At 58.9% G+C, this 18399-nt stretch carries 19 protein-coding genes and 5 tRNA genes; 18 read left to right on the top strand and 6 right to left on the bottom strand.

Features of this window, described 5'->3' with window-relative positions:
• Positions 1-5 precede the first annotated feature (5 nt).
• The 3 genes from HMPREF9463_RS04950 to HMPREF9463_RS04940 form a co-directional block, all read right to left on the bottom strand.
• Entirely contained in the window at positions 6-1310 is a 1305-nt protein-coding gene (locus tag HMPREF9463_RS04950; RefSeq protein WP_035137548.1) for a type II toxin-antitoxin system HipA family toxin, read from the bottom strand.
• The gene (locus tag HMPREF9463_RS04945; RefSeq protein ID WP_035137547.1) at positions 1311-1742 is read right to left on the bottom strand and encodes a helix-turn-helix domain-containing protein; all 432 of its coding nucleotides are present in this window, start codon (positions 1740-1742) and stop codon (positions 1311-1313) included.
• Between the two features lie 120 nt (positions 1743-1862).
• Positions 1863-2441: a manganese efflux pump MntP gene (locus HMPREF9463_RS04940; RefSeq protein WP_035137546.1), complete on the bottom strand. Its 579-nt coding sequence runs from the start codon at positions 2439-2441 to the stop codon at positions 1863-1865.
• Positions 2442-2815: 374 nt separating this feature from the next.
• Here HMPREF9463_RS04940 and disA point away from each other — a divergent pair, with 374 nt between their 5' ends.
• The 6 genes from disA (at position 2816) to HMPREF9463_RS04910 (ending at position 8320) form a co-directional block, all read left to right on the top strand.
• The gene (gene disA, locus HMPREF9463_RS04935) at positions 2816-3856 is read left to right on the top strand and encodes a DNA integrity scanning diadenylate cyclase DisA (protein WP_369796797.1); all 1041 of its coding nucleotides are present in this window, start codon (positions 2816-2818) and stop codon (positions 3854-3856) included.
• Complete coding sequence (ispD, locus tag HMPREF9463_RS04930; protein ID WP_035137545.1) at positions 3856-4584, top strand: 2-C-methyl-D-erythritol 4-phosphate cytidylyltransferase; 729 nt, start codon at positions 3856-3858, stop codon at positions 4582-4584. The genes disA and ispD overlap by 1 nt, the downstream gene beginning before the upstream one ends.
• Complete coding sequence (ispF, locus tag HMPREF9463_RS04925) at positions 4574-5068, top strand: 2-C-methyl-D-erythritol 2,4-cyclodiphosphate synthase (RefSeq protein WP_006234975.1); 495 nt, start codon at positions 4574-4576, stop codon at positions 5066-5068. The genes ispD and ispF overlap by 11 nt, the downstream gene beginning before the upstream one ends.
• Positions 5069-5071: 3 nt before the next feature.
• Positions 5072-6538, top strand: coding sequence for a cysteine--tRNA ligase (cysS, locus tag HMPREF9463_RS04920; RefSeq protein WP_035137544.1), 1467 nt, complete (start codon positions 5072-5074; stop codon positions 6536-6538).
• Between the two features lie 186 nt (positions 6539-6724).
• Entirely contained in the window at positions 6725-7639 is a 915-nt protein-coding gene (gene rlmB, locus HMPREF9463_RS04915; protein ID WP_035137542.1) for a 23S rRNA (guanosine(2251)-2'-O)-methyltransferase RlmB, read from the top strand.
• Between the two features lie 3 nt (positions 7640-7642).
• Complete coding sequence (locus tag HMPREF9463_RS04910) at positions 7643-8320, top strand: NYN domain-containing protein (protein ID WP_035137541.1); 678 nt, start codon at positions 7643-7645, stop codon at positions 8318-8320.
• 27 nt (positions 8321-8347) lie between these two features.
• On the opposite strand, the gene HMPREF9463_RS04905 is transcribed toward HMPREF9463_RS04910, so the two are convergent.
• The gene (locus HMPREF9463_RS04905) at positions 8348-9688 is read right to left on the bottom strand and encodes a DNA-binding protein (RefSeq protein WP_035137539.1); all 1341 of its coding nucleotides are present in this window, start codon (positions 9686-9688) and stop codon (positions 8348-8350) included.
• Positions 9689-9912: 224 nt separating this feature from the next.
• Between HMPREF9463_RS04905 and HMPREF9463_RS04900 the strand changes: the two genes are divergently transcribed.
• The 11 genes from HMPREF9463_RS04900 to rplA all read left to right on the top strand — a co-directional run bounded on the left by HMPREF9463_RS04900 (position 9913) and on the right by rplA (position 15182).
• Positions 9913-9987, top strand: a tRNA-Thr gene (locus tag HMPREF9463_RS04900).
• Positions 9988-10800: 813 nt separating this feature from the next.
• Positions 10801-10882: transfer RNA gene (locus HMPREF9463_RS04895), tRNA-Tyr, on the top strand.
• A gap of 10 nt (positions 10883-10892) precedes the next feature.
• Positions 10893-10968: transfer RNA gene (locus tag HMPREF9463_RS04890), tRNA-Thr, on the top strand.
• Positions 10969-10971: 3 nt separating this feature from the next.
• Positions 10972-11048, top strand: a tRNA-Met gene (locus HMPREF9463_RS04885).
• Between the two features lie 96 nt (positions 11049-11144).
• Positions 11145-12335 carry an elongation factor Tu gene (tuf, locus tag HMPREF9463_RS04880; RefSeq protein WP_035137538.1) on the top strand — a complete coding sequence of 397 codons (1191 nt, stop codon included), beginning with the start codon at positions 11145-11147 and terminating at the stop codon, positions 12333-12335.
• Between the two features lie 279 nt (positions 12336-12614).
• Positions 12615-12764, top strand: coding sequence for a 50S ribosomal protein L33 (rpmG, locus tag HMPREF9463_RS04875; protein WP_022093895.1), 150 nt, complete (start codon positions 12615-12617; stop codon positions 12762-12764).
• 13 nt (positions 12765-12777) lie between these two features.
• Positions 12778-12853 (top strand) — tRNA-Trp (locus tag HMPREF9463_RS04870).
• Positions 12854-12929: 76 nt separating this feature from the next.
• Positions 12930-13268: a preprotein translocase subunit SecE gene (gene secE / locus HMPREF9463_RS04865; protein WP_035137537.1), complete on the top strand. Its 339-nt coding sequence runs from the start codon at positions 12930-12932 to the stop codon at positions 13266-13268.
• 3 nt (positions 13269-13271) lie between these two features.
• Positions 13272-13808 carry a transcription termination/antitermination protein NusG gene (gene nusG, locus HMPREF9463_RS04860; protein WP_035137536.1) on the top strand — a complete coding sequence of 179 codons (537 nt, stop codon included), beginning with the start codon at positions 13272-13274 and terminating at the stop codon, positions 13806-13808.
• A gap of 120 nt (positions 13809-13928) precedes the next feature.
• Complete coding sequence (rplK, locus tag HMPREF9463_RS04855; RefSeq protein ID WP_022093893.1) at positions 13929-14357, top strand: 50S ribosomal protein L11; 429 nt, start codon at positions 13929-13931, stop codon at positions 14355-14357.
• 117 nt (positions 14358-14474) lie between these two features.
• Positions 14475-15182 carry a 50S ribosomal protein L1 gene (gene rplA / locus HMPREF9463_RS04850; protein WP_022093892.1) on the top strand — a complete coding sequence of 236 codons (708 nt, stop codon included), beginning with the start codon at positions 14475-14477 and terminating at the stop codon, positions 15180-15182.
• A 125-nt stretch (positions 15183-15307) separates the two neighbouring features.
• On the opposite strand, the gene HMPREF9463_RS04845 is transcribed toward rplA, so the two are convergent.
• Positions 15308-16018 (bottom strand): metallophosphoesterase family protein, encoded by a 711-nt coding sequence (locus tag HMPREF9463_RS04845; RefSeq protein ID WP_035137534.1) that lies wholly within the window; start codon positions 16016-16018, stop codon positions 15308-15310.
• On the bottom strand, positions 16015-17931 hold the full coding sequence (locus HMPREF9463_RS04840; RefSeq protein ID WP_052044083.1) for a BMP family ABC transporter substrate-binding protein: 1917 nt from the start codon (positions 17929-17931) through the stop codon (positions 16015-16017). The genes HMPREF9463_RS04845 and HMPREF9463_RS04840 overlap by 4 nt, the downstream gene beginning before the upstream one ends.
• A 123-nt stretch (positions 17932-18054) precedes the next feature.
• Here HMPREF9463_RS04840 and HMPREF9463_RS11115 point away from each other — a divergent pair.
• Positions 18055-18399 (top strand): helix-turn-helix domain-containing protein (locus HMPREF9463_RS11115; protein WP_084591783.1); only part of this gene is annotated, 345 nt, incomplete at its 3' end.

Below are 18399 nucleotides of genomic sequence, written 5' to 3'. Positions count from 1 at the left end.
GCCACCTAGTCCATTTCTGCCCTGATGAGGTCGAGGGTGCGCTGGCAGTTTTCGCGGACGGGGCCGAGCATATGCTCGCGCAGGTCCGCCATGCCGGGCAGGTCGGCGTATTCGTCCATGACCTCTTCCATGCAAATGGGTACCTCGTAGGCGAGGTCCATCATGGTCGCAAAACAAAACTTCTCGGTCAGCCCGGCATCGGTGAGCGCCGCTTCCAGCGCGGGGTCGTCCATGCCGTGATATCGGCGGATGGCGCCTGGACCGATGCGCCCCACACGATTTTCGCCGCCAACGCTCATGGCAAGGCGCGCTTTTCGCCGCATACGTTCGTATGCTAAGCCCGATGCGACATCGTACATGGGTGCGAGCGCCGCGTTTGTGCCTTTGCCTAGGATGAGCGAGTAGTTTTTAGCGTGTGCGTCAGGCGCTCCGATAATGGCGTTATAGAACAACATATAGGTAAAAAGCACAAGATTCATGTGGTGGGGGACTGTGTTAATCAGTCGTTCTTGGATGTCTCGTGTAGTTGGTCCTCCGTCGGCGGTGTATTTCTGGGTTGGCAATACACCGAGTGCCTGGCAAAAGTCCTCCTGATGCAGCCTTTCGATATTTCCGCTGCTATTGACCATTCTGTCGTACCGTTCAACGACGAGCGCAGCTTCGTCTTCAAATGTGCAATAGGAGACGTTGGCAGTTGGAATGCCAACACGCCGAGCTGTTTTCATGCAGACGAATTCGTTTAAGGCCTGATGTTTGAACCCAACGACACCATTTTTGAAGATATGGGTAGTGGGGGATGACCCTAGACATTCGCACCATTGTCCATCATGCCAAGCTAGTGCAAATTTGCCTTGGTTGCCGCCCAGGGACCAGCTTTCGTTGGAGCCCATCCATGTCTCTCTTTCGTCATCGCGAATTGCTTTGAGCTTGTGAGCGATTTGAGAATTGGTAAGCGGGCGGTATGCTGAGACCCTGCCGTGGGCGGCATCTAATTGATCGGCTCGACAAAACTGAACGGCCCCCGCGCAGTCAAGACCGATATGGCACAAGAGGGCGACGGGGTTGTTGGATGCAACGTCATGCTCGGCGGCAATAGCGCGACGCTGCTCTTGGCTGTCGGGCAAAAGGCCAAATAGGAACGGACGGACGATGTTATGGCCATATGTGCGATTGGAAAGCGGCATTGTTAACGATAGCGGTGCTCCGCGATAGGTTGGGGCGTATACAAAGCTGCAGAGTCCATGCTCGTCTTGCCGGAGAGTGCCGGCGATTTCGCCACAAATGAGGGTCGCAAGCTCCATTTCTGCCATTTATTTCACAACCTTACAGCCAAAGGAGAGGTCTGAAGTGCCGGAAAGGCCTTGCTCGGCTGCGATTTGGGCCAGCAAGGCACCATAGAAAGCTGGCGTTCCTTGTCGAGCGGGTCGTCTGCCTACGCTTGGCTTTGGCAGGGCATTCGAGTTCGCGATAGGGAGGTCCGCTATCGTCATCGGATGTTCGGAGGGCGATGCGATGGAGTCGTTATCGCTTTGCGCAAAGAGACCTATGCCGAGTGCGTTAAAGACGGTCAACAGCTTGTCGAGCCGAATGCCCGTGGCATCTCCCAGCTCGAGCGATGCGAGCAGGCGCTCCGAAACACCGGCCTTATTAGCGAGGGCGGCACGGGTGAGACCCTGAGCCTCGCGTGCCTGGCGCACGTAGATGCCAGCTTGGCGCGGTGTGGTGATGGGAAGGGTATCCACGGCGATCTCCTAACGTGCAGACTTTTGCATCATAGTATGACATGCAAAAGTCTGCATGAAAAGGCCTCATGCAAAACTCTGCATGAGGCCTCATCCGGACGTTTAGTTTTGAAGGGTGTTTTACAGCGCCAAAATCCCCAGATGCTCCAGCAAAATCTTGAGGCCGATGAGGACGAGCACGACGCCACCCACGATGGTGGCGGGCTTTTCGTAGCGCGCGCCAAAGGTGTGGCCGATCGCTACGCCGGCAACGGAGAAGACAAAGGTCGTGATGCCAATGAGCGACACGGCGGGAACGATATCGACCGAGAGCGCGGCAAACGAGATGCCCACGGCAAGCGCGTCAATCGAGGTGGCGATGGCAAGGATTAGATATTCGCCCAGGTCGATCTTTTCGGCATCCTTGCCGTCGCCTTCGTTCTCGTCCTCAGTAAAGGCTTCCCACAGCATCTTGCCGCCGATAAAGGCGAGCAGGATAAAGGCGATCCAATGGTCGATGGGTCCGATGATGCTCATGAATTGACTGCCGAGCGCCCATCCGATTACGGGCATGCCGGCCTGGAAGCCGCCAAAGAACAGGCCGAGCACTACGGCGACCTTAAGGTTGATCTTCTTCATGCCAAGGCCCTTGCAGATGGATACGGCAAAGGCGTCCATCGAAAGGCCGATAGCGAGCAATACGAGCTCTGCGAGTCCCATAGTCTGGCTCCCTCTCTGCGGGCGGGCCCGCGTGTACCTCTTGGGGGAGTAACAAAAAAGACCCGTGGCGTACGCGTTGTGCGCACAGCCACGAGTCTCGTTCATTAAGGCAAGCCAGACCGCATCGGCCAGTATGTTGACTTGCCGCGCCACCGGAGGCGAACCCGGTCACGCGACTACTCCCTCATTTATGCGAATCCCGATGCTACCACATAAGCAGCTCATTTGGATTGGGGCTCTCAGCTGTGTTCGCTCATTCTGTAAGCATCGGATTTTGCGGGCGTTACAGGGGCAAACCGTGAGAAACTTATTGACGTTTATGGAGCGTATACGATGGGAGCGATGCCTTGGATAAGAACGAGCTGCAAAAGCGTATGGAACAGGCCATTCGCCTGACGGCACCTGGCCAGCCGATCCGCACCGCCCTCGACATGATCATTGCCGGTCACCTGGGTGCCCTTATCTGCGTCGGCGACACCGAAAACGTGCTCGCTGCCGGTAACGACGGCTTCCCGCTCAACATTTCGTTTACCTCGAACCGCCTGTTCGAGCTTTCCAAGATGGACGGTGCCATCGTTATCGATGGCGACCTCACCCAGATCCTGCGCGCCAACTTCCACCTCAATCCCGATCCCTCGCTTGCCACGAGTGAGACGGGCATGCGTCACCGTACTGCCGCTCGCATGTCGGTGCTCACCGACGCCATCGTGATCTCGGTTTCGGCTCGTCGCGCCGTCGTTAACGTGTACGTTCACGGCAAGAGCTACGAGATCCAGCCCGTCACCACCATCATGAGCTCGGTCAACCAGCTCGTCGCCACGCTCCAGACTACCCGTCAGTCGCTCGACCGCTCCCTGCTGCGCCTGACGGCCCTCGAGCTCGACGACTACGTCACGCTCGCCGACATTACCGGTATTTTCTCGAGCTTCGAGATCATGCAGCAGGCAAAGACCGAGCTTAAGGATTGCATTGTCAAGCTGGGCAACCAGGGCAAGCTCGTGCAGATGCAGCTCGAGCAGCTCGCGGGCTCCAGCATGGATACCGAATACGACTTGATGATCCGCGACTACGCAAGCGATTCCTCCGAGGCAAACGCCGAGAAGATCCGCGCCGAGCTGAGCCGCATGACGCCTAAGGACCTGTCCGACCCGCAGCACGTGGCGGCAGTTCTGGGTTACGACGACCTGGACGAGGACTCCGTCATGACGCCGCTGGGCCTGCGCACGCTTTCGCGCGTGTCCGTCGTGCGCGACGGCGTGGCCGAGAAGATCGTCGACGAGTACGGCTCGCTGCAGGAGCTCATGGACGACATCAGCGAGGATCCGGAGCGCTTGGGCGACTTTGGCGTCAACAACCCTGCCATTCTTGCGGACTCGCTGTACCGCATGAAGGGCACCAAACAGGGGAACGCATAATGGCGCCCGTATGCGCCGTGGTCGTTGCCGGCGGCAGCGGCCAGCGCTTTGGAAATCCCGGCGGCAAGCAGCTCGTTAATGTGGCGGGCCGTCCGCTCATGAGCTGGTCCATCCGCGCGTTCGATCGTAGCGATAAGGTCGGCCATATCGTCGTGGTTTGCCCTGCCGAGCGCCGTGCCGAGATGCGCCGCCTGGCCATCGACCCGTTTGACTATGACACGCCCATCAGCTTTGCCGATGCCGGCGATACCCGTCAGGATTCCACCCGTGCCGGCGTGCATGCGGTTCCGGCGGGTTTCGAATATGTCGCCATCCACGACGGCGCTCGTCCGCTCATTACGACCGAGGCCATCGACCACGCTATCGACGTGCTCGTGAGCGACCGTGCCCTCGACGGTGTCGTGTGCGGTCAGCCCGCGATCGACACGCTCAAGATCGTTGACGGCGATAATATCGTCGAGACGCCGCCGCGTGAGCTCTACTGGGCAGCGCAGACGCCGCAGATCTTTAGCGTCGATGCTATGAAGCGCGCCCACGCTGCAGCCATTGCCGAGGGCTTTATCGGTACCGATGATTCGTCGCTGGTCGAGCGCATGGGTGGGCGCGTCCGCTGCGTCCAGAGCCCACGCGATAACCTTAAGGTGACGGTGCCCGAGGACCTGCGTCCCGTAACCGCGATTCTGCTTGGCCGCATGGCCGAGGGAGAGGACCTTCCCCATGTTCAGTAACCTGCGCATTGGCCATGGCTACGACGTTCACCGTCTGGTGGAGGGGCGTCGATGTATCATCGGCGGTGTCGACATTCCCTACGAGCGCGGCCTGCTGGGCCACTCGGATGCCGATGTGCTCGCGCACGCCTTGGCCGACGCTATTCTGGGCGCCTGCCGCGGGGGAGACATCGGCAAGCTATTCCCCGATACCGACCCCGCCTATGAGGGTGCCGATTCGATGGTGCTGCTCGCTCGCGTGATGGACTATGCGCGCGAGCTGGGCTTCGAGTTTGTCGATGCCGATTGCACCATTGCCTGTCAGCAACCCAAGATCACCCCGCACCGCGATGCCATGCGCGCCAACCTTGCCCATGCCCTGGGCGTTGACGTCGAAAACGTGGGCGTCGCCGCCACTACGACCGAAAAGCTCGGTTGGGAAGGCCAGGGCGAGGGAATCGGCGCCTGGGCCGTCTGCCTGCTACAGAAAACCGTTAAGGAGTAACGAATGCGTATCTATAACAGCGCTACCCATAAAAAGGAAGAGTTCCAGCCCATCGAGTCCGGCAAGGTCCGCATGTACGTGTGCGGCCCCACGGTCTACGACAACATCCACATCGGCAATGCCCGCACGTTCATCAGCTTTGACGTGATTCGTCGCTGGCTCATCGCGAGCGGCTACGAGGTCACGTTCGCCCAGAACCTCACCGATGTCGACGACAAGATCATCAAGCGCGCCAACGAGCAGGGCCGTACGGCTGCCGAGGTCGCGACGGAGTTCTCCGACAAGTTCATCGGCGTCATGCGCGCCGCCAACGTGCTCGATCCCGATGTGCGTCCCCGCGCCACCAAGGAGATCGGCCCCATGATCGCCATGATCAAGACGCTTATCGAGCAGGGCCACGCTTACGCAGCCGATAACGGCGACGTGTACTTTGCCGTGCGCAGCGATCCCAACTATGGTCAGGTCTCGGGCCGCAACATCGACGACCTTATGGTTGGCGCGCGCATCGAGGAGAACGAGGACAAGAACGACCCGCTCGACTTTGCCCTGTGGAAGGCCGCCAAGCCCGGCGAGCCCAGCTGGCCGAGCCCCTGGGGCGAGGGGCGTCCCGGTTGGCACACCGAGTGCGCCGCCATGGTGCACCGCTACCTGGGCACCCCGATTGACATCCACGGCGGTGGCTCCGACCTTGCCTTCCCGCATCATGAGAACGAGTGCGCCCAGGCCACCTGCGCCTGGCACCAGGGCTTCTCCAACACCTGGATGCACACGGGCATGCTGCTGGTAGACGGCGAGAAGATGTCCAAGTCGCTCGGCAACTTCTTTACGCTGGCCGAGGTCCTCGAGCAGCACTCCGCTGCCGCCCTGCGCCTGCTGATGCTGCAGACGAGCTATCGCTCACCTCTCGACTTTTCTTGGGAGCGCCTGGAGGGTGCCGAGAACTCGCTCACGCGTATCGCCGGTACGGTCGAGAACCTGCGTTGGGCCGCGAACCATGCGACGGCCGATGCCGATGCGGCTGCCGCCGAGGCGTTTGCCGCCAAGGCCGCCGAGACCCGCGCCGCCTTTAAGGAGTGCATGGACGACGACTTTAACACCGCCGGTGCCATGGGTGCCGTCTTTGGCTTTGTGACCGAGTGCAACCAGTACCTGGAGCAGGCGGGCGATGCTGCCGACAAGGCCGCCGCGCTTGCCGCCGCCGACACGCTGGCCGAGCTGCTCGATACGTTTGGCGTTGAGCTCCCCGAGCCCAAGGTAGAGCTGCCGCTGGGTCTGCTAGGCGTTGCCGCCGGCCTGGTCGCCTACACGGGCGACGACGTGGACGAGGCTGCTGCCAAGATTCTCGAGGCCCGCGCCGAGGCCCGTGCCGCCAAGAACTGGGATCTGGCCGACGCCATCCGCGACCAGCTCAAGGACCTGGGCCTCACCATTGAGGATACCGCCGCCGGCACCCGTATCAAATCTCTCTAATCCCCGCGGGTTTCCCAAGCACCCGACCTTGCCGTTCAAACCGTCGCTCGCGTACTCAAGTACGCGTCGCTCCTCTTTCACGGCAATCTCGGGCACTTGGAAAACCCGTACCGACCGCTTGAGCTATTCGTCTTAAGCGGTCGCTTCTTTTGTCCTGTTTGAAAAGTATTTAAAGGAGGCCGCTTTATGGCCGACAATCGCAAGCGTGCATCGCGTGGAGGCAAGCAGGCTGCTTCTGGCTCGCGTCCGATTCGCCGCAATGATCGCTCTGCCGCTTCCAAGGGCCAGCGCGATCGCACCCAGGCCGCACGTCCGCAGCGCGATCGCAACCGCGACGTTGTCCAGGCTCCCAAGGGCGAGTTTATCGAAGGTCGTCGTGCTGCCGCCGAGGCGCTGCGCACTGGTTTTCCCATCAAGTGCGCACTCATCGCCGAGGGCGGGGAGCGCGATGCTGCCTTGTCGCGCCTGGTCGACGACCTCAACGCCGCGGGCGTCCGCATTAAGTATGTGCCGCGCGCGCAGCTCGATGCGCTGTCGAGCCATGGCGCTCACCAGGGCATTGCGCTCGAGGTTGGCAACTTCCCCTATGCCGATGTCGCCGATATTCTCGACCGCGCAGGCGAGGGCCCGGCACTTGTCGTGGTGCTCGACCACGTGACTGACGACGGCAACTTTGGCGCCATCGTGCGCTCCGCCGAGGTTGTGGGCGCGGCCGGCGTCATCATCGCCAACAAGCGTGCCGCCGGCGTGACCGTGGGCAGCTACAAGACTTCTGCCGGCGCCGTCATGCATCTGCCCATCGCACAGGTTCCCAATATCGCCCGTGCGCTCGATGACCTCAAGGCCGCTGGCTTTTGGGTGGGTGGCGCCTCCGAGCACGCCGAGGGCAGCTGCTGGGACGCTCCCTTCGAGGGCCGCGTTGCGCTCGTCATGGGCTCCGAGGGCGACGGCATCTCGCGCCTGGTGCTCGAGAAGTGCGACTTTTTGACCAAGCTTCCCCAGCGCGGCATGACCGAGAGCCTCAATGTTGCCCAGGCGACCACGGCGCTGTGCTTTGAATGGCTGCGCCGCAATGCCGGCGAGCTCATGGGGGAGGAGTAGCGCATGTCCAAGAAGAACCGCGCCAAGTCCAAGGCCAAGCGCTTTGGCGAGGGCTCGGCCAAGCCGATTGTTTCGGCCGCGACCTATGGCGTGGGCGGCAATGCGTTTGCGCAGGCCATCGCCGACCCAGTCTCGACGGTGCACTCCAATAAGCCCGAGCTGCTGGTGGTCGACGGTTACAACGTGATCCACTGCACGCCGCGCTACGAAAAGCTCGTGTACGACCATTCCGACGATCCGTATTCCAGTGACGTCCACGATATGGCGCGCACCGCGCTCATCAACGACGTGGCGGCGTTTGCCCAGGGCCGCTACGAGGCCGTAGTCGTGTTCGACGGCGCGGGCAATATCTCCAGCGAGCGCCCCAACCTGCCGGCCCGCGGCGTGCGTATCGAGTTCTCACCGACGGGCGTCTCTGCCGATACCGTGGTGCAGAAGCTCTGCATCGAGGCGCGCGAGGAAGGCCGCGCGTGCTCCGTGGTATCGAGTGACGGCACAATACAGGCCGTCGTCATGGGCAAGGGCGTCACGCGCATCTCGAGCCGTATGCTGGTGGACGAGATCAAACAGATCGATAACGACGTTCACGAGGCAGAGGAAGCTCCGCAGATCAAGATGACTCTGGGCAGCCGCCTGAGCCCCGATACCCTGGCCAAGCTCAAGGCGTTGCGCGGACGGTAGGGGAGTTGGCGGGGCAATGCTGCCTTGCTAACTCCATTCAGCGATGTCGATCATTCTTTCGAGGCGCCACGTTAGCGCCTCTTTTAGATAAGGTAGTCTCGCTGCTAGAGCATCGTTTTTAGACAGAATCTCGATTGCCTCGTCAACGAAGCCTTCGAGTTTGTCGCAGTCAAACCAGCCCATGTCCTCGACGAGCAACATTTGTTTGGCGGGGCTTGAATGAAATTGTGCGCTGGTAAAACTGTGCTCTCCCGCCCTAAGCTCCTCTAGTGATATGTTGCACCAGAGCGATGAGCCCGAATCGAAGATGGGGGCAGGTCTGCAAGCTTGCGTGTTTACGTTTCGCACGAGGCCGAAGTTGCGCCAATGACGATCGTAGTTGGCAATGATGTCGTCACATACGATCATGCGGTCAAGGGCATCCTTGACGCCTGTCACCCCGAGCTCCTCGCAGTTTGCTACATATCGCTCGTAGTCGGTTAGCCGTTCATCTGCGTTTGCGTGCTGGTTTACATAGAACGCAGGGACATACTCTTCTTCATCAGTTAAGAAGACATCGCATGTGCTCAGGGCGGAAGTGCCCGTGCCCTCGAGCGAGTAAGGCACATAATCGCAGGCGTTTAGGATGCGACGGTGGAGCGCGGTCGCCACCAGCTCGTTATAAGGTTCCTGGTCCAGGTGCGCTCCTGCCTTATGCAGAATTCGACGTTCGCCCTCGCACGTCCAGTACTTTTGAAGATTGCCGTCCGAGGTGTTATCGGGCTTTGCGGCAGCCGCTTTTCCCTCTGGGGCAAAGGGTGCAATGGACAGCGAGACGTCATCAAAGGCGTTATTGAAGAAGTTGATATCCTCCCAGGTGAGACCGGAACCTTGGGGCCTAATCCAATACTGGTCGGATAAGGAGAGGCCGAGATTTCGCTGGACGAGTTCATCGGGAACATCGACTGCGGCTTCTGCAAGCAGGGAGGCTAGCCCAATGCGTGCGAGCGGGATACCGCGGCCGCGCCACCAGATGCGGAAGGAGTCTAGCGATATGGGGCTATTAGGGCCAAATACTCCAATAGGGGCGTGGGCGTAATCGATGTCGGCACCGATGTGGGTAAAGTCTTTTCGCGATGTACTGTAGACCAGCTGAGCGACTTCGTACGTGCGGTTCATGAGGGTGAACGCGATCTCGCTCTTACCGTGGCCGCGGCGGGGACGTCCCCCCGTTTTGGTCACAGAGCGGAGTCGCGTGTCGACGCTGTCTTTGTCGATGAGCCATACACCAGAAGCCTTGCGGGCCTCAAGTGCTCCGTTTTTTATGAGATCCTGCACCCTGCGCGGAGTGATGCCGAGCAGCTCGGCAGCTTCTTTGGTAGTAAGCATCGCGAAACCCTTCGCCAGAACGAATAGTTTTATATATAGCAATTGTAATTAAAACTATTCGTTCTGGCGAATGGTTTTAAGATTGAGGGCGCACTGACAGAAATGAACGGGCCTGGTACGCGTTGTTGCTGGATTTTGCATATTTGTATAACGCCGTGCGGCCTGTTGCGCCCCGTCCGCAATTCCTTTATTCTTAACTCGCTTCGCGTGAAAGCGCCAAGTGTGCCAGTGTGGCGCAACGGTAGCGCAACTGATTTGTAATCAGTGGGTTGCAGGTTCGATTCCTGTCACTGGCTCCATGAGAGTTTCGGGCTCTGTTTCCTTGTGGGACAGGGCCCGTTTCTATTTATGTCGATAAGTCAGCGTGTTTGGCGCCAACCAAGCTTCAGGTTTGTCTCGATCCGTAACACGAGTGGGCTGAAGACCCTCCTTATAGTTACAGATCGAAACATTGCCAAGGGAAGGCCGATAACATCTCGATCCGTAACACGAAGAGGCTGAAAACCGTTCTTACTGTTACAGAATGAGACGTAAGCGGGGGTTTCTGCGAAACATCTCGATCTGTAACAGATAGGGGAGGAATAACCCTCTTACTGTTACAGGTCGAGACATAGGCCGGGGCGAGGTTGGTCATCGTCATCGAGCGTGGATTATCGGACACACGAGCGTGGAAAATCTTCCGCCTAGTGAATGAGCGTGGATAATCTGCCACTTTGGATTCGATGGCACGGCAAAGTGGGAGATTATCCACGCTCGATTTCAAACGGAAGAAAATCCACGCTCGATTTTGCCTGGGAAGAGCAATCTTCTGTCTGGGCAGCCCCGATCTCGACCTATATATAGGTGCAAATAAGCTGGTATCGAAGTTCGATACTGAAGGTGTACTCCACTACAGCAAAGTGTTACCTTGGGAAACGTCACCTCAGTATCCAAAACCACTGTCCTTCATATCCAAACTCAATAAAACCGCAGGTCACGGCTATATAGATACGCCCGGCACCGTGTATCTAGAGGTTTTCATTGACAGCCCCCAAGGTGGCATCGTATTATCTTCTTCGTTCGCGGGGGCGGCGGTCCAAAAGACCAAAGGACCTGCGGATACTTGAACGTTTGGGAGTTTGCCCGAGTGGTTAATGGGGACGGGCTGTAAACCCGTTGGCTCTGCCTACATAGGTTCGAATCCTATAGCTCCCACCCGTCAAGTGCCTGTATAGCTCAGTCGGTAGAGCACTTCGTTGGTAACGAAGAGGTCACCAGTTCAAGTCTGGTTGCAGGCTCCATCCGGCGGTGTAGCTCAGTTGGTTAGAGCACACGGTTCATACCCGTGGCGTCACTGGTTCGAATCCAGTCACCGCTACCATAGGTAACACGGTGGCTTCTCAATAGTATGTTGAGAGGCCACTATGGTATAAAGGCAAAGTCCCGTCCGGGGACGACCTGTTAAGAGGAGGGCTTTATGGCCAAAGAGAAGTTTGAGCGCACTAAGCCGCATGTTAACATCGGCACCATTGGTCACGTCGACCACGGCAAGACCACGCTGACCGCTGCCATCACCAAGGTTCTCTCCGAGACCGAGGGCTGCAAGGCTGACTTCACTGCGTTCGAGAACATCGACAAGGCTCCCGAGGAGCGCGAGCGCGGCATTACGATCTCCGTCTCCCACGTCGAGTACGAGACCGCTGCCCGTCACTACGCTCACGTTGACTGCCCGGGCCACGCTGACTACGTCAAGAACATGATCTCCGGTGCTGCTCAGATGGACGGCGCTATCCTGGTCATCGCCGCTACCGACGGCCCCATGGCTCAGACCCGCGAGCACATCCTGCTCGCCCGTCAGGTCGGCGTTCCCTACATCGTCGTCTTCCTGAACAAGTGCGACATGGTCGACGATGACGAGCTCATCGACCTCGTCGAGATGGAGACCCGTGAGCTCCTCTCCGAGTACGATTTCCCCGGCGACGACATCCCCGTCATCCGTGGTTCCGCTCTGGGCGCTCTCGAGGGCGACGCCAAGTGGATGGACGCCATCCGCGAGCTCATGAAGGCTGTCGACGAGTACATCCCGACGCCTGCTCGTAACAACGACCTCCCGTTCCTGATGGCCGTTGAGGACGTTATGACCATCTCCGGCCGTGGTACCGTTGCTACCGGCCGTGTCGAGCGCGGTGAGCTCAAGCTCAACGAGCCCGTCGAGATCGTCGGCATCAAGGATACCCAGAACACCGTCGTTACCGGTATCGAGATGTTCCGTAAGTCCATGGACTTCTGCGAGGCTGGCGACAACGTCGGTCTGCTGCTCCGCGGCATCAAGCGCGAGGACATCGAGCGCGGCCAGGTTCTCTGCAAGCCCGGTTCGGTTACCCCGCACACCAAGTTCACCGGTGAGATCTACGTTCTGACCAAGGAGGAGGGCGGCCGTCACACCCCGTTCTTCGATGGTTATCGTCCTCAGTTCTACTTCCGTACCACCGACGTTACCGGTACGGTCAAGCTCCCCGAGGGCACCGAGATGGCTATGCCTGGTGACCACATCACCATCGAGGGCGACCTCATCCACCCGATCGCCATGGAGGAGGGCCTGCGCTTCGCTATCCGCGAGGGTGGCCACACCGTCGGTTCGGGCATCGTCTCCACGATCATTGAGTAAATTAGCTCTTTGATATAGCTGACTTAGAGAACCCGGCACTTATATGGGTGCCGGGTTCTTTTCTGCAATGGATATTGAGCCGTTGCTGGTGTCGAGAGGATCGATAATGGTCCTGGAAGCACCGTCGATTAGCTCTCGATGGTTTCATTGATGTGTTCCAAATATGAATGGATCCACCGAGAACCAATTGACTCGAGGTTTTCATTGACAGCACTTGCGTGGAGCTGATAAAGTAACAACTCGTGCCCGTACGGGGCGGAAATGAAAGGTTCAGGATACATGCGTACTCTAGTTACTCTTGCGTGCACTGAGTGCAAGCGCCGCAACTATACGACCACCAAGAACAAGTCGACCATGCCTGATCGTATGGAGATCAAGAAGTATTGCCCCTGGTGCCGTCACCACACGCTGCACAAAGAGACTCGTTAGTCTCTAGTCACATACGCCAGTAGTTCAATTGGTAGAGCATCGGTCTCCAAAACCGAGTGTTGAGGGTTCGAGTCCTTCCTGGCGTGCCAGTCATTATTCCGTAAGCTCCCACTTGGGGGCTTACGGTTTACTCATGTATAAGCGCATTGCGCGGAGGTAACCCAAATGGCCAACAAGAAGAACAAGAAGAAGGCTCAGCAGCCGGCACCTGCCAACAAAGCTGCCGCCAACTCCAAGGTTGAGGCCAAGAAGGCCGTTGCCAAGAAGAACGAGAAGGCTGCGAAGTCCAAGAAGAATGAGAAGCCTGGTTTCTTCGCCCGCACCAAGAAGTATTTCGCTTCGGTCAAGTCCGAGATGAAGCGTGTCACGTGGCCCGATAAGAAGGAGCTCGTGAACTACTCGGTTGTCGTTTGCGCTTCTCTGATCGTCGTCGGCGTCGTCATCGCTCTGCTCGATGCTGGCTTTGGCGAGGCTCTTGCTCTGTTCTCTGGATTGAGGGGCTAAACCATGTCTAAGCGTTGGTACGTCGTTCACACTTACTCTGGATACGAGAACCGCGTTAAGTCCGATCTCGAGCATCGCATCGAGACTATGGGCATGCAGGACCGTATCTTTGATATCGAGATTCCTATGGAGCGCGTCACCGAGATTAAAGAGGGTGGCAAGCGTGAGACCAAGGATTCCAAGATCTTCCCGGGTTATGTCCTGGTCCGCATGGAGATGGATGACGATGCTTGGACGTGTCTCCGCAACACGCCCGGCGTCACCGGTTTCCTGGGCGGCAACGGTAAGCCCGCACCGCTTTCCCGCGATGAGTACAATAAGATGACTCGTCGTCCCGGTAAGGGCGATTCGCCCAAGCGCACCTCGGTTGATATTCAGGTCGGCACGTCCGTCCGCGTCACCGATGGCCCGCTTACCGACTTTGATGGTAAGGTCTCCGAGGTTAACACCGAGGCTGGCAAGCTCAAGGTCACGCTGATGATCTTTGGCCGCGAGACGCCGGTCGAGCTCGACTTTAACCAGGTCGCTGTCATCGCTTAAGTTTTCGTCCGTTCGCGCGAGCGTGCTTCTTCTGTGACTGCTCATCTCAGGAGTGCTTCTAACACGTGCGTGCTTACGATATAGCAAGTACTTCACACTCGTGATTCGAAAGGAATAACCATGGCTGAGAAGAAGGTTGCCAACGTCATTAAGCTCCAGATTCCTGCTGGTGCAGCTAACCCCGCTCCTCCCGTCGGCCCCGCCCTGGGCGCTGCTGGCGTGAACATCATGCAGTTCTGCCAGGCCTTTAACGCCGAGACGCAGGACAAGAAGGGCGACATCATCCCCGTTGAGATCTCTGTCTACGAGGATAAGTCCTTCTCCTTCATCACCAAGACCCCGCCGGCGGCTCACCTCATCAAGAAGGAGCTGAACCTCAAGTCTGGTTCCGCTAAGCCCCAGGCCGACAAGGTTGGCCAGCTCTCCCAGGAGCAGCTCACCAAGATCGCCGAGATCAAGATGCCAGACCTCAATGCCAACGACATTGACGCCGCCAAGAAGATCATCGCCGGTACCGCCCGTTCCATGGGCGTCACCATCGCTGAGTAGCGATTTCTTATGGTAACGACGGGTGCTCCGACCGGGGCGCCCGCTAAATGTGTGCAATAGGGCACACGATACGATGTGGGAGGGCTCACGCCCGTTTAACCACAGGAGGTAATGCACATGGCTAAGCATGGTAAGAGCTATAACGCCGCTGCCGAGAAGATCGACCGCGCCACGCTCTACACCCCCCTTCAGGCTGCCAAGCTCATCAAGGAGCTCGACACCGCCAAGTTCGACGAGACCGTCGAGGCCCACTTCCGTCTGGGCATCGATACTCGTAAGGCTGACCAGAACATCCGTGGTTCCATCTCCCTGCCCCACGGCACCGGCAAGACCGTTCGTGTTGCCGTCTTCGCCGAGGGCGAGAAGGCCCGCGAGGCCGAGGCTGCCGGCGCCGACATCATCGGTTCCGACGAGCTCGTCGCCCAGATTCAGAAGGGCGAGATCAACTTCGACGCCGCTATCGCTACGCCGAACATGATGGCCAAGGTTGGCCGCATCGGTAAGATTCTTGGTCCCCGTGGCCTCATGCCGAACCCCAAGCTCGGCACCGTGACCATGGACGTCGCCAAGATGGTCTCCGAGCTCAAGGCTGGCCGCGTTGAGTACCGCGCCGACCGCTACGGCATCTGCCACGTGCCCCTGGGCAAGAAGTCCTTCTCTGAGCAGCAGCTCGTCGAGAACTACGCTGCCCTGTACACCGAGATTCTGCGCGTCAAGCCCTCTTCTGCTAAGGGCAAGTACGTCAAGTCCATCTCCGTGTCTTCCACCATGGGCCCTGGCGTCAAGGTCGATCCCGCTGTCCAGCGTGACTTCCTGGCTGAGTAACTGCTAGTTACTGCCTGAGTACAGCAAGCATTGCTAAAGAAACCCGGTTCTGCCTTGTGCAGGACCGGGTTTCTTGCTATCGCGTCAAAAGCACCACAAAGGGGACAGTGTCCTCTTTGTGGTGGTTACCAGAGTGTTCTGGCCGTTGAGGGCTCGATGGCTTCGTGGCGTTTGAGCTCGCGGCGCATGGTTTGTGAGTTGAGCCAAGCTGCTTGCCAGCCGCGGATGGGGTAGTGCGTCTGGTCGAGCTCAAACTGCGTATAGCCGCAGGCGTTGATGATCGTCGTTCCACACACATGCTGACGCTCGCGCTGAAAATCGCAACCGTAGCTTTGGTGCACATGCCCGTGCACCATGTAGTCGGGATTCCAGGATTCGAGTGCTGTGTTAAAGCACTCGAATCCTCGATGCGGCAGATCGTCCAGATCACCCATACCGGCGGCGGGTGCATGGGTAAGCAGAATGTCGCACCCGCCGACCATCCTAACCTTACGCGACAGCTTACGCATGCGCTTGGACATCTCGCGTTCGGTGTACATGTTGGCGCCGTCGCGATAACGCATGGACCCGCCAAGGCCCGCAATGCGAATCCCTCGGTACGTGTACACGCTGTCCTCTACGCAGATACATCCACCCGGTGCATGACGTGCGTAGCGGTCATCGTGATTTCCGCGCACGTAGATGAGCGGTTTGTTGATGACCGTAACCAAAAACTCAAGATAGTCCGGGTCCAGATCGCCGGCGGACAAAATCAGGTCGACTCCCTCAAAGCGTTCCTTGCGAAAGCACTCCCAAAGGCATCGTTCTTCGGTATCGGCTATGGCAAGGATTTTCATAGGGCAGGGACTTTCGGCTCATCGTCGAGCTGCGGAATGGTGCCCACCACGTTGTCGGCCAGCCAATTCATCTCGACAATCTGCGTGCTCGGCAGCGGGGGAAAGCCCTCGATTTGCACCACGCCGTCTTGGCTGTGGAGTTCGCCGCCAAATGGATTGATGGAGCCCTCGACGATGCCATTGCGGAGCAGCTGAACAAGCTTGCGCGTCTGATAAGGCAGGCCCGGAGCGTAGCGAATGTCGATAACGCCCGAGCTCATACCATACCAGTAGTTGACGGCGCGAACCTGGCTATCGTCACTGGTCTCATCCCAGGTGCCATGCAGCAGGCTTCGCACGATAAGCTCGTAGTATCGACCCCAGTTCCATACCGGCATGGCGATGCCGGTGACTTTGCCATCGACCAGGCGGTGGAGTCCGTAGGCCGTAGGGTCTTCGAGCGACTTGGACATGTCAGCGCCGGTCATAACACTCACGCCTTCGCGGCACATGGCCTCGGCAAGGCCGCCGGCGGGCACATCGCCCCAAGTGAGGATTACCTGCGCGCGAGGGTCGAGCAACGAGGCGCCGATGGCAAAGGCGTTGATCTCGCTAAGCGCGCCCGACGCAAAGACCGACGCGTGGTAGCCAATGCGATGGTTGTCCGCCATGCTAGCCGCAAGGGCGCCCAGGAGGAACTTGGCCTCGTACATCTTGCCAAAGTACGAACGGACGCTTTGGTGGGGAAGGCCGATAGAGCAGTTGAGGAACCGAACCTGGGGATACTCAACGGCGGCCCTGAGCGTATATTCCATCAGGCGGTGTGAAGTCGAGAAGATGACGTTCGCCCCTTGCTTGACGGCGGTCTCCACGGCGGCGTAGAACACGTCCGGATCGTGACAGTCCTCGAACGCCTCGGTGCGCACGATGCCGCCAAAGTGCTCGTCGAGATACTGACGCCCTTGGTCGTGCAGACTGTCCCAGCTCGACGATGCACAGGGGAATTCATGGATAAAGGCGATGCGCAGAGGGTTGGCCGCCGAGTAGACGGTCTTGCCCATAAAGAAGTTGAACACGCCGGAGGTGGACTTGGAGGGTGACTCCCCCTCATCGACGCTCGGTGCTTCGACAAGATCGACCTTGTCCTCGTCATTTTTGCCGGCAATGACCAACTCGCGCCAAATCTTGCACAGGCGGTTTACGACGATGTCCGTCGGCGTGTCCAGCAGACGGTCCTGGTTGTACACATTGAGGTAGACGAGCATTGCGTCGGCGGGTGTAATGTCCAGATGGTCGCCGCCGGCGCGAAGGTAGGCGCGCTTAAAGAGCAAGAAGGTGTGGCGCAGGTAGTCGACCTTTTTCTGCGGCCATTTTTCGATAAGGTTCTGACCGAGCATCTTGGCGAGCGTTTCGTAGCTTCCCTCACGCGAGAACTCGATCTCGTATAGGGGGCAGACGCGCCAAAACGCGCAGAACTCGCCGTACAGGCGGCATTCGATGGAATCCCATTTGCCGGGGTAGAGACGGGTGACCTTGGCCGAAACCGTCGGGGCGTCCAGGAATTTGAGGACGCTGACGCGCTTGTTGCCCTCCTGGACGTAGAACCGATGCATGAACTCGGTGACGATGATGGGGTCGCGATAGCCCTCGGTCACCTGGATGTCGTAGAGGTTGGACCACTTGCGGGCGAACTCGGTGTTAAACGGCAGCAGGGGCATAAAGTTACACGAAAAAGCAGACTGACGGCCTTTGGTGACCGTGCCGACGACCATTTCGAGCGGAATGTCCCTCAGGCCGACGCTCTCTCGCTGACCTAAGGGGAGCTGGGCAACGAGGCCGTCGAGGTCCGTAAGGTACGGGTGCTCGCTTTGGCTGATGGCGCGACGACGTCCCTGCTCGCCGCGCTTGCGTGCTTGACGATAGGCCTCTTCCATGGTGTCTACTCCCTTAGTCGTTTAAACAACGATATGAACCATGGTACCACGATGCGAAACCACCACAAAGGTGCCTGTGAACTGCCTCCCATTTCTTGGACATCGGGAAATGGGAGGTTTTCCATGAGTATAGACCTCAGGGTGAAGCACGACCTGGAGTCCAGGAGGCGGGCCGTCGAGCTCTTCGACGCCGGCGTCGGCTGCAAGCCGGCGGCCGAGGCCCTGTCCGTCCCCCGCGAGACCGTGAGAGAATGGCAGTGGGTATACCGGGCGTTCGGAAGCGAGGCGCTGCTGTCCATGGGCGGGAAACAATCCAGGTACACATTCGAGCAGAGGGTCGCCGCGGCGTCGGCCGTGGTCGACGGCGGGATGGCGAAGGCCGACGCTATGGCCGAGTTCGGGATCAGGTCGAAGTCCCCGCTGGAGCGCTGGTGCAGGCTCTACCGCGAGGGCGGCGGCCGAGGGCGC

The sequence above is a fragment of the Collinsella sp. 4_8_47FAA genome (assembly GCF_000763055.1).
Taxonomy (GTDB): domain Bacteria; phylum Actinomycetota; class Coriobacteriia; order Coriobacteriales; family Coriobacteriaceae; genus Collinsella.
This window is presented reverse-complemented; position numbering and strand designations above follow the sequence as displayed.

Coding starts and splice junctions, on each gene's coding strand:
- HMPREF9463_RS04950 (WP_035137548.1), bottom strand. CDS start 1,310: ATGGCAGAAATGGAGCTTGCGACCCTCATTTGTGGCGAAATCGCCGGC.
- HMPREF9463_RS04940 (WP_035137546.1), bottom strand. CDS start 2,441: ATGGGACTCGCAGAGCTCGTATTGCTCGCTATCGGCCTTTCGATGGAC.
- disA (WP_369796797.1), top strand. CDS start 2,816: ATGGAACAGGCCATTCGCCTGACGGCACCTGGCCAGCCGATCCGCACC.
- ispD (WP_035137545.1), top strand. CDS start 3,856: ATGGCGCCCGTATGCGCCGTGGTCGTTGCCGGCGGCAGCGGCCAGCGC.
- ispF (WP_006234975.1), top strand. CDS start 4,574: ATGTTCAGTAACCTGCGCATTGGCCATGGCTACGACGTTCACCGTCTG.
- cysS (WP_035137544.1), top strand. CDS start 5,072: ATGCGTATCTATAACAGCGCTACCCATAAAAAGGAAGAGTTCCAGCCC.
- rlmB (WP_035137542.1), top strand. CDS start 6,725: ATGGCCGACAATCGCAAGCGTGCATCGCGTGGAGGCAAGCAGGCTGCT.
- HMPREF9463_RS04910 (WP_035137541.1), top strand. CDS start 7,643: ATGTCCAAGAAGAACCGCGCCAAGTCCAAGGCCAAGCGCTTTGGCGAG.
- HMPREF9463_RS04905 (WP_035137539.1), bottom strand. CDS start 9,688: ATGCTTACTACCAAAGAAGCTGCCGAGCTGCTCGGCATCACTCCGCGC.
- tuf (WP_035137538.1), top strand. CDS start 11,145: ATGGCCAAAGAGAAGTTTGAGCGCACTAAGCCGCATGTTAACATCGGC.
- rpmG (WP_022093895.1), top strand. CDS start 12,615: ATGCGTACTCTAGTTACTCTTGCGTGCACTGAGTGCAAGCGCCGCAAC.
- secE (WP_035137537.1), top strand. CDS start 12,930: ATGGCCAACAAGAAGAACAAGAAGAAGGCTCAGCAGCCGGCACCTGCC.
- nusG (WP_035137536.1), top strand. CDS start 13,272: ATGTCTAAGCGTTGGTACGTCGTTCACACTTACTCTGGATACGAGAAC.
- rplK (WP_022093893.1), top strand. CDS start 13,929: ATGGCTGAGAAGAAGGTTGCCAACGTCATTAAGCTCCAGATTCCTGCT.
- rplA (WP_022093892.1), top strand. CDS start 14,475: ATGGCTAAGCATGGTAAGAGCTATAACGCCGCTGCCGAGAAGATCGAC.
- HMPREF9463_RS04845 (WP_035137534.1), bottom strand. CDS start 16,018: ATGAAAATCCTTGCCATAGCCGATACCGAAGAACGATGCCTTTGGGAG.
- HMPREF9463_RS04840 (WP_052044083.1), bottom strand. CDS start 17,931: ATGGAAGAGGCCTATCGTCAAGCACGCAAGCGCGGCGAGCAGGGACGT.